Genomic DNA, 1,887 nt, shown 5'->3' with positions numbered 1-1,887 from the left:
AAAAGTAGAGAAAAGTAGAGAAAACGCTACTTTTGGAAAGGTGATTGCGCATGTTACAACAGGAATATGAACGAAAACTCTTACAAGAGCGTGGGTCTCTTTATCAGCGTTTACCCAGTTTGGAAGTCGCTATGAAGGTGGCTAATTTAATGGTCAAACGCTTCCCAGAAGGTCTTGATTTATCTCAAAAACGCCATTTAGCTGACCAACTCTCCATCACGGATAAAAGCTTAGAAAGATTGCTTGACTTGTTATTTGAAGACGGTCGCTATGAGCCCATTATTCCTACTACAACCAATGAATAACAGTTCGAGATGAATTTGTTTAGAATAAATATTAGAACCGTTACCAAAAAAACTTTTATAAAGTATTGAAAAGGCCAATATTAATGACAAAATCCTGATAAACGAATGTTTAGACAAACAGGTAGTGTCTAAAAAAGTAGAGATTTCTCTACTTTTTAATTAGAAAATATATTATAATAGAAATATCCTGAGGAGTTTCAAGGGAGTGAAAAAGAAACATCGTCTCGATTAACTTTTATCAAATACTGCTTATTTGATCGACATACGTGCTTAAAACTTTTTCAAAATGAGACGATCCTGCTGAATCCAGTAGGCTTTTTTATTTATTATTTATTCTGACATTTTTACTTGACACTTGCCCGTGACCAGGGTATAAAGAAAGTAGCTCAAAAATATTTTTGAGTGATTAGTTAGATAAAAGGGTTTCGACCACCGCCTGAGCGTTGCGTTTCTTTTTGTTATTACGTTACTCCTGAATCTTAAAACACTCCTTAATGTTGTCAGTCGGTTGATCGTCTAAATCAATCGGCGGTTACTCTCTTAAATCTACAATAGTATCATTACAAATTCATTTTAACTTATTAAGTATCTTTCTTAACGGCGGTCCCACTGTAACAACAGTGGGCTTTTTTATTGTTTTCTTAGCGAAAAATAAAAACCAGCCGGTTCGTCAGGCTGGTCCTTATTGTCATATGGAAGTTGGTCATGGTGATCCCAACAGATTGATTGTATCCGTCATCGTGACGATAAGTCAACGTCTAAATCAAAATAGTCGAAAAGTAGAGAAAAGTAGAGAAATCTCTACTTTACATAATATCGTTTTGCTATAATTCCTCTGTATGAAATCATTAGGTTAGGTTGTCGATTGAACGTCAGATAACAGGAGAATGAGGATGGGACAAAAGCATTTACAATTGGCGCAACGAGTTCAAATTGAAACGTTACTAAAAGAAGGTCATAATTTAAGTTTTATTGCTAATACCTTAGGTTACTCAAGAGCAACCATTACCAAAGAAATTCAACGAACAACGCTACATGCTACAATGGACAGAAAAGTAAGTGCACATATATCAAGGCGTATGTACAGAGCCATCGAAGGACAAACGCTAGCTGACCAAAAGCAACGGAACAAAAAGAAGTTCCCAGCGAAGCTAACGGCCAGACGAGAACAGCTCATCAAAGAATACATCCTCGAACACAAGTGGTCCCCCGAACAGATTGCAAAGGGGCCGTTACGAGCCGGTGTGTCCTTTAAAACCATCTACAACTGGGTGAATCATAAAAGAATCAAAGGTCTCGATTACTGGGCCTTGCGAGATAAAGGCAAGCGGCAACGGTATCATAAGCGAGCGTTAAGTTGGAGCGAACGAAAAAGTCTTTATCTGAAAAAAGAAGATCAGAAACGAGCGACACACCAGTATTCCATTGAGTTTCGACCAAGTGTGATTGAAAATCGTAACCGTTTTGGCCATTGGGAACTCGACGGTGTGGAGTCTCGTCAATCCAATCACTTGTTGTTAACTTTTGTAGAACGCTTTAGTCGCTATGCGGTCTCAATGGTTATTAAGGATAAGTCCGCTTA

General features: G+C 37.9%; 2 protein-coding genes. Both read left to right on the top strand.

The genetic code is table 11. The annotated features are described in order from the left end of the window. Positions 1-50 precede the first annotated feature (50 nt). Positions 51-305 (top strand): hypothetical protein, encoded by a 255-nt coding sequence (locus tag AOQ32_RS08060; protein WP_059394371.1) that lies wholly within the window; start codon positions 51-53, stop codon positions 303-305. Positions 306-1,198: 893 nt separating this feature from the next. Then, a partial coding sequence (locus AOQ32_RS08055) for an IS30 family transposase (protein ID WP_114679995.1) occupies positions 1,199-1,887 on the top strand: 689 nt, incomplete at its 3' end.

It is taken from the genome of Fructobacillus tropaeoli (genome assembly GCF_001047135.2).
Classification (GTDB): Bacteria; Bacillota; Bacilli; order Lactobacillales; family Lactobacillaceae; genus Fructobacillus; species Fructobacillus tropaeoli.
Note: the sequence above shows the minus strand (reverse complement) of the source record. Positions and strands in the feature narration are given on the sequence as shown.

Excerpts from the sequence above, each read along its gene's own strand:
- AOQ32_RS08060 (WP_059394371.1), top strand. The coding sequence starts at position 51 with ATGTTACAACAGGAATATGAACGAAAACTCTTACAAGAGCGTGGGTCT.